This window comes from Chryseobacterium sp. P1-3 (genome assembly GCF_000738495.1).
In the GTDB taxonomy this organism is placed as follows: Bacteria; Bacteroidota; Bacteroidia; order Flavobacteriales; family Weeksellaceae; genus Chryseobacterium; species Chryseobacterium gallinarum.
This window is the reverse complement of sequence record NZ_JPEQ01000019.1, coordinates 65,934-73,726: the sequence shown is the minus strand read 5'-3', so window position 1 is coordinate 73,726 and position 7,793 is coordinate 65,934. Positions and strand designations below refer to the sequence as shown.

6 protein-coding genes are annotated in these 7,793 nt (G+C 39.8%); 2 read left to right on the top strand and 4 right to left on the bottom strand.

Features of this window, described 5'->3' with window-relative positions; translation table 11 throughout:
* Both HX13_RS20150 and HX13_RS20145 read left to right on the top strand, forming a co-directional pair.
* On the top strand, window positions 1-1,816 hold a 1,816-nt coding region (locus HX13_RS20150; protein WP_050022532.1), incomplete at its 5' end, for an ATP-dependent helicase.
* A gap of 216 nt (window positions 1,817-2,032) precedes the next feature.
* Window positions 2,033-4,774, top strand: a complete 2,742-nt coding sequence (locus HX13_RS20145) for a TonB-dependent receptor plug domain-containing protein (RefSeq protein ID WP_238555552.1) — start codon at window positions 2,033-2,035, stop codon at window positions 4,772-4,774.
* 115 nt (window positions 4,775-4,889) lie between these two features.
* Here HX13_RS20145 and tenA read toward each other — a convergent pair whose 3' ends face one another.
* Genes tenA through thiM form a run of 4 tightly spaced genes read right to left on the bottom strand, consistent with a single transcriptional unit; the run spans window position 4,890 to window position 7,786 of the window.
* Window positions 4,890-5,540 carry a thiaminase II gene (tenA, locus tag HX13_RS20140; protein ID WP_050022530.1) on the bottom strand — a complete coding sequence of 217 codons (651 nt, stop codon included), beginning with the start codon at window positions 5,538-5,540 and terminating at the stop codon, window positions 4,890-4,892.
* Window positions 5,527-6,360: a bifunctional hydroxymethylpyrimidine kinase/phosphomethylpyrimidine kinase gene (gene thiD / locus HX13_RS20135; protein ID WP_050022529.1), complete on the bottom strand. Its 834-nt coding sequence runs from the start codon at window positions 6,358-6,360 to the stop codon at window positions 5,527-5,529. The genes tenA and thiD overlap by 14 nt, the downstream gene beginning before the upstream one ends.
* Window positions 6,357-6,992, bottom strand: coding sequence for a thiamine phosphate synthase (thiE, locus tag HX13_RS20130; protein WP_050022528.1), 636 nt, complete (start codon window positions 6,990-6,992; stop codon window positions 6,357-6,359). Before thiE ends, thiD begins: the two co-directional genes overlap by 4 nt.
* On the bottom strand, window positions 6,989-7,786 hold the full coding sequence (gene thiM, locus HX13_RS20125) for a hydroxyethylthiazole kinase (protein ID WP_174441957.1): 798 nt from the start codon (window positions 7,784-7,786) through the stop codon (window positions 6,989-6,991). Before thiM ends, thiE begins: the two co-directional genes overlap by 4 nt.
* Window positions 7,787-7,793 lie beyond the last annotated feature (7 nt).

Genomic DNA, 7,793 nt, shown 5'->3' with positions numbered 1-7,793 from the left:
GTTTATCGGCCAGATTTATCAAAGATATGTAGAGGCCTGTTTCAGAAATGGTGCTATGGATTTTGATGACCTATTGTTGAAAACCAATGAGCTGCTGACTCGTTTCCCTGAAGTGCTGGCAAAATATCAGGACCGGTTCAGGTATATCATGGTAGATGAGTACCAGGATACCAACCATTCGCAGTACCTTATTGTGAAGGCATTGGCCTCAAAATTTGAAAATATCTGTGTGGTAGGAGATGACGCCCAGTCTATTTATTCTTTCCGTGGAGCGAATATTTATAATATCCTGAATTTTAAAAAAGATTATCCGGATGCTAAAACAGTATCTTTGGAACAGAATTATCGCTCAACCCAGAATATTGTAAATGCAGCCAATGTGGTGATTGCCAAAAATTTACAGCAATTTAAGAAAAATGTTTTCAGTGATAATGAAGAAGGAGATAAAATCAAAATATACCGCTCCCTTTCCGATGCTGATGAAGCGAATTTTGTTGCCGGAAATATCTGGGAACTTCGCAACAGGGATCAGAGGAAATATAGTGATTTTGCTATTTTATATAGAACGAATTCACAAACCCGGGCTTTTGAAGATGCCTTAAGGCGTAAAAATATACCGTACAAAGTATACGGTGGACTTTCCTTCTACCAAAGGAAAGAAGTAAAAGACCTTATCGGATACCTGCGTCTTTTGATCAATGAAAACGATTCAGAAGCATTGATGAGAATTATCAATTATCCGGCAAGAGGGATTGGAGAAACTACTCAGAACAAACTGATCGTGTTTGCAGATGCACACAATATTTCAGTTTCAAAAGTATTGGATAACCTTCCGATGTATGCCCCACAGCTGGGACTAAATAATGGAGTATTAAACAAACTTAATGATTTCTGGTCCATGATCAAGGCATTTCAGGTGCTGTTGAAAACGGAAACCGCTTACAGTGTTGCTATGGAAGTAGCGAAGCGAAGTGGCCTTATCAAGTTCCTGAAAGATGATCAGACTCCGGAAGGAATTTCCAGGGTAGAAAACGTTCAGGAATTAATGAACTCCATGCAGGGATTCATTGAAGAACAAATGCAGCTGGAAGATGGTGACCCGAGCCTTTCCAATTTCCTGGAAAATATTGCGCTTTCCGCAGATACCCAGGATAAAGATCAGGATGATGACATGGTTTCTTTAATGACCATTCACCTTTCAAAGGGGCTTGAGTTTCCGGTAGTACATCTGGTAGGACTTGAAGAAAACCTTTTCCCGAGCTTTATGAGTTCTGCAACCCGGGAAGATCTGGAAGAAGAAAGACGCCTGTTTTATGTAGCGCTCACAAGAGCTGAGAAACAAGCCTTTTTCTCTTATGCAATTTCCCGTTTTCAGTGGGGGAAAATTACAGATGCGGAACCTTCAAGATTCCTGAGTGAGATTGATGATGAATATATTGAATTCCTTAATCCTGCTATGGAAAAAAGGTTTATTAATAATGCAGGGATCAAATCCAGTATTTTTGATGAACATCCTTCTGAAGCAAGAAGCTTTAAAAAAGTTGAGAAAAAGACCATTAACAGGGAAGAACATTCAAAGCCTGCACCGGAACCAAGGAAACTGAAGCCGGTGAGCACGGCAAAAATTATCAACCCCAGTGGAGCCTCTTCACAAGATATTGAAGTGGGTGATAAAGTAAGACATGACCGTTTCGGAATAGGCGAAGTCACTTTTTTGGATGGTACAGATCCACAAAATATCAAAGCAAAAGTAGTTTTCATGCATGAGGGAGAGAAAAACCTAATCCTGAAATATGCAAAACTTACTAAGATTTAGATAAAATTTATTTCATAAACGGATCCAATTCTTTGGATCCGTTTTTTTATTAAATCTTTATATTTTTAATTTAAAAAAACTTAACTTTAATAAGGGATAGAAAGAAACGATCATAATTTTTTACAAAAACAAAGTCTATTAATTTTGTAGACTAATGAATATATTTTACATTTGCACCTTATAAAAACATAAATGTTCAATCAAATTTTAAACTATATGAAAAATAAAAAAATTATCCTTTCGGCTTCTGTTTTATTCTTTCTGGGTGCCTTTTCCTATGGACAGGAAAGAGACAGCATCAAAATAAAAAAAGACAGTGTAAAAACCAATAATGTAGAAGAAGTAGTAATATTAGGGTCAAGGGCCGGAGCAAGATCAAAGACTGACAGTCCTGTTCCTGTTGATGTTTTCAATGTAAAAGAATCATCCATCATCCTTCCACAGACCAATATTGGGCAAATCCTGAATGCTGTTGCCCCATCTTTTACCTCAACCATACAAACAAATTCGGATGGAACAGACCACCTGGATCCTGCGCAGCTTAGAGGATTAGGTCCTGATCAGGTATTGGTTTTAGTCAATGGAAAAAGAAGACATACTTCTGCTTTGGTGAATGTAAATGGTACGCCCGGAAGGGGAACAGTAGGAACGGATTTGAATGCTATTCCGTCTTTTGCACTAAACAGGATAGAAGTACTGAGGGATGGAGCAGCTGCACAGTATGGTTCTGATGCCATTGCCGGGGTAATGAACCTGGAGCTTAAAAGGGATACGGGAAAACTGGCCGGGCAAATTAGCTATGGTGGAAACTTAACTCCTGCTGCGAATGACCATACCGGTAATTTTGATGGTCAGAATATTCAGTTAGATTTAAACTACGGTAATAAAATAGGAACAAAAGGCGGCTTTTTTAATATCACCTGGTCTTCCCAGTTCAGAAATCCAACTTCCAGGGCAGGTGCCGAAAGCGGAATAATTTATAATGCATACAATGCTATAGAACAACGTGCTTTGAATGACGGGGTTAACCTTTCTTCTCTATTTAACAATATTAATAATACCCCGAATTCTCAGCAGCTGATTAATTATATACATCAGTATGCTCAGGGAGTTAATTATTTTACGTCTACTTTTCAAAATCAGATCCAGGGAGCTAATACCATCGGAGCGTTACAAGGGCTTTTGGGGGCAGATTTTACTGATCAGGAGTTAGCATACCGGGGGCAGACCAGAAAAGATTTCAACATGCAGGTAGGGCAGTCCAAGCTTAATAACCACCAGCTGTTTATCAATGCTGAAGTTCCAGTCAGCGATAACTGGAAAGTCTATACTTTTGGAGGATATAGTTTAAGACATGGTACTTCAGGAGGATTTTACAGGAAGCCTAACCAGAGCAGAACTTTTACAGGATTATATCCCAACGGCTATTTGCCCCAGATAGGAACAGATATTCAGGACATCTCTCTGGCTGCAGGTGTCAAGGGAAAATGGGATGGCTGGAATATTGATTTGAGTAATACTTTCGGACAAAACTCATTCAACTATACTATCAAAAATACCGGCAATACATCTTTACGGTTTGCTTCACCAGGTGAGTTTGATGCCGGCGGTTTAAGATTCACCCAAAACACAATCAACCTGGATTTTTCGAAAAAATATGATGTATGGGAAGGATTAAATGTGGCTTTTGGAGGTGAACACCGTTTTGAAAACTTTAAAATGACACCGGGTGAAGAAGCTTCTTATACGACGTATGATGTTTTCGGGAATGTCTGGAACGGAAACTCCCAGAGACCGACGGATTTCTTTGGAGCAACACTTCCTGGAGGTTCACAGGTGTTTGGTGGTTTCAGACCTGAAAATGCAGTCAATAAAAACAGACAGTCTGTAGCGGCTTACGCAGATGTAGAGTTTAATTTTACCCATTGGCTTTTGGTAGACGCGGCTGCAAGATATGAGAACTACTCTGATTTCGGATCGACATTTAACTATAAGTTAGCATCAAGAGTGAAAGTAGCTCCTGATTTTAATATAAGATTTGCCGGATCTACAGGATTCAGAGCTCCTTCTATTCATCAGATCTATTATAATGTAACCTCTACTTTGTTTACCAATAATCAGCTTCTGGAAGTAGGGACCTTTAGTAATGATTCACAAGTCGCCGGATTGCTGGGAATACCAAAATTGAAACAGGAAACTTCAAAATCTGCAAGTGTGGGTTTTACCTATAAAATTCCATCTGTAAATCTGACCTTTACTGCAGACGGATATTTTACGAAAATCGATAACCGGATTATCCTTACAGACCAATTTTTAAAAGCAAATGTACCTGGTGATGCACAGCTGGTCTATGATCAACTGGGCGTGAATGGAGCCCAGTTTTTTACCAATGCTATTGATACGGAAACAAAAGGTCTGGATGTAGTGATTTCACATAATGCCAGATTTTCAGGGGTAAAATTGGACAATAATTTCGCAATTAACCTTAACCAGACCAAGCAGGTAGGGGATATTCACTCTTCAGGACTGTTGCAGTCTCCGCAGCTTGAGAAAGTATATTTTTCTGAAAAGTCCAGAGTATATCTGGAAGAAGCAGTGCCAAGGGTAAAGGCCAGTCTTTCTCATACACTTACCTGGAAAAATGCCAATTTCTATCTTAGAAACACTTATTTCGGAAAGGTAACGGGAGCCGATATTATCGATGTGAATGGTGATGGAGTTATTGATTTTAATGAACATCAGAAAATAGGAGATAAAATTATCACCGATATTTCCGTAGCGTATCAGTTTACCAAAAACGTAGGGCTGACCCTCGGGGTAAATAATTTATTTGATATTTATCCTACTAAGAACCTGCCGGCTTCTACCAATAATGACCAGTTTATCTATTCACGATCTACTTCACAGTTCGGTCAAAACGGGCGATATGTGTTCACCAGACTCAATTTTAATTTTTAATTAAAACGAGACTTATAAAAAACGGAACCTAAAAATGGGTTCCGTTTTTTTGTTATACTTAGCTTCGTTTAGTACATCACTCTTATACATTCTTTTCAGCGGTTCTGTGAAATATCTATTTCCATTTCTTCAATTCATAAGCAGCTTCCCAGAAATAATACTCCAATCTGGTAGCCATGATAAAAGCTTCCGACATCTTTTTTCGGGTTTCTTGCGTACTGTTGTCAGCTAATCTGTCACATATGGAAATAGCCTGGTCTACCGCTTGGGAAAATTCTTCTCCAGCATACGTGGCAATCCATTTTTCATAGGGATTGTCTACTGTATTCCGGGTTTTGTAAATATAATTTCCTACCTCTCTGTAAATCCAGAAACAAGGAAGCACTGCTGCAACAGCAATTTCTACCGATTCAAGGGCAGCCGTACTCCTCAGAAAATGAATATAATGATGACAGGCAGGTTCTAAAACTCCTTTATCAGTCAGGCCAAAATCTTTAAAATAAGATTCATGCAAAGCATTTTCCACGACAATGGCATTTTCTGCAAACTGCATAAAAGTAAGAACATCCTGAAGATCCGGGATCTTAGCAGCAATTAAAGACAGGCTCCTCCCGAAATGTTCCAGGTATAATGAGTCCTGGGCCATGTAAAAACGGAATTTTTCCTGTGGAAGGCTACCATCGGATAATTCTTTGATAAAAGGCATTTCCAGAATAGACTGATACTGGTCTTCTATAGCCAGCCAGTTTTTTTCAGACCATTTCATTTTTAATAAGTTTTTGCGGGTTAAAGAAATGATTAAGTGGACCATTACCTGATCCTGTCTGTACATCCATTCCGTTTTCTATGGCCTGGTAAATATATTGCTGGCCCAAAGAAACAGCATCATATAAAGTTTTCCCCTGGGCGATATACGCGGCTATTGCGGAAGAAAGCGTACAACCGGAGCCATGAGTATTGTTGGTATTCAGTTTTGAAGATTCAAAAGAATGGTAATGTCCATCCTCATCATAAAACAATGAAGTGATGATTGGAGTTTCCTGATGACCGCCTTTTAGAAGGATATTTTTACACCCAAGCTGTTTTATTTTTTTTCCAGCTGTATACAGGTCATCCAGGGATACTACTTTCATATCTGCTAAAATTGCGGCTTCATCCATATTGGGAGTGATAACATCAGCAATAGGAAATAGCTTTTCTGTAATCGCTTTTATGGTTTCTTCTTCAATCAGACGATGGCCGCTCGTAGCAACCATCACCGGATCAAATACAACAGGTATTTTTTTATACCCGGATAAGGTCGAAACAATGGTTTCCACCAGTTGCGGAGTGTGAACCATCCCGATTTTAATGGCATCGGGGACAATATCTTCCAATATGGCTCTGATCTGGTCTGCAACTGCTTCTATGGGAATCGGGTATATTTTTCTTACTCCCCGGGTATTCTGAACGGGTAATGCTGTCAATACTGAAGTGGAAAAACATCCGAGAGCAGAAGTTGTTTTAATATCGGCCTGGATTCCTGCACCTCCACTTCCGTCAAAGCCTGCAATGGTTAAAACAGATGGATATTTGTATTTTTTCATTTTAAAATCTCATTTTTTAATTCATATGCTGCTTTCTGAGGATCAGCAGCGCTGCATATTGCAGAAACTACAGCAAGACAATCTGCACCTGCGTTGATGACAGCTTTTGCATTTTCAAGATGAATACTGCCGATTGCCACCAAAGGTTTTTCTGTAAGTTGCCTGATTTTGGTAATTCCTTCAAGGCCCCATTCTGTGACCGTATCCGTTTTAGTTCTGGTCTTGAAAACAGGACTGATTCCCAGGTAATCAGATACAGCAGCCTGTTCGTTTTTAAGCTGGGCCAGATATTCAACAGAATAACCAATCATTTTATCCTGAAGATGAGGTCGTTGTCTCAGCTGGGTAGGAGGAGTATCATTATTACCAACATGAATGCCGGCTGCATTTACCTTTTCTGCAACTTCAACACAATCATTAATTATCAATGGGATATTATATTTATGGGTAATTTCAATAAGTTGCTGAGCTTTTCGGAGGAATAGTTCCGTGTTATCATTTTTTTCCCGCAGTTGGATGAGATCTACACCTCCGAGAATTGCCTGTTCAGCAACGGTCAGAAAATTCTTCCCCATACAGTCGGCTTGTGAAATGACCAGGTATAATTGATAAGGAAAAAAAGCAGTACTCATTTTTGCTCTATTTTTAAATGCGCAGTAAACTCTTCTTCTGTTATATTGTATAGTTTATCAATCAGAAGCATTTGCAGACTTCCCGGTCCCGGGCTCTCTTTTGCAGCCAGTTCCCCGGCAATCCCCAATAGACTCATAGCAGATGCCACAGCAAGGGTTTTATCTTCTGCAACACCTGTAAAAGCGCCTATTAATGCAGTAGCAGAGCAGCCTAGCCCTGTTACTTTAGTCATTAGCGGATGTCCGTTTCTAATAAAGAACTGATCTTTTGAATTAAGGATAATATCTGTTTCACCGGATATACAGACAATTGTGTTGTACCGGCCGGCTAATATTTGACCGGCATCAATAGCTTCGTTGCTTTGAGCAGTACTGTCCACACCTTTGGTTACTGTGGTATTGATGTTAGCCAGGGCAATAATTTCAGAAGCATTCCCTCTGATAACAGCAGGGCGATATTGCAAAAGCCGTTGTAAGGTTTGATCACGGAACGAAGTGGCACCGGCACCTACGGGATCCAGAACCCAGGGTTTTTGCATTGTATGAGCTGCTTCGGCAGCGATAAGCATAGATTCAGCCCAGTATTCATCAAGAGTTCCGATATTAATAACTACCGAATGGGCAATATGGGCCATTTCCCTGATTTCAGATCGGGCATGGGCCATAACCGGGGAAGCTCCCACAGCCAAAAGAGCATTGGCGGTATTGTTCATCACTACAAAATTGGTAATGTTGTGAACGAGCGGTGACTTTTGTTTTACAAGCTGGACTTGTTGCCAGAGAGTTTTTTCCATTGTTATC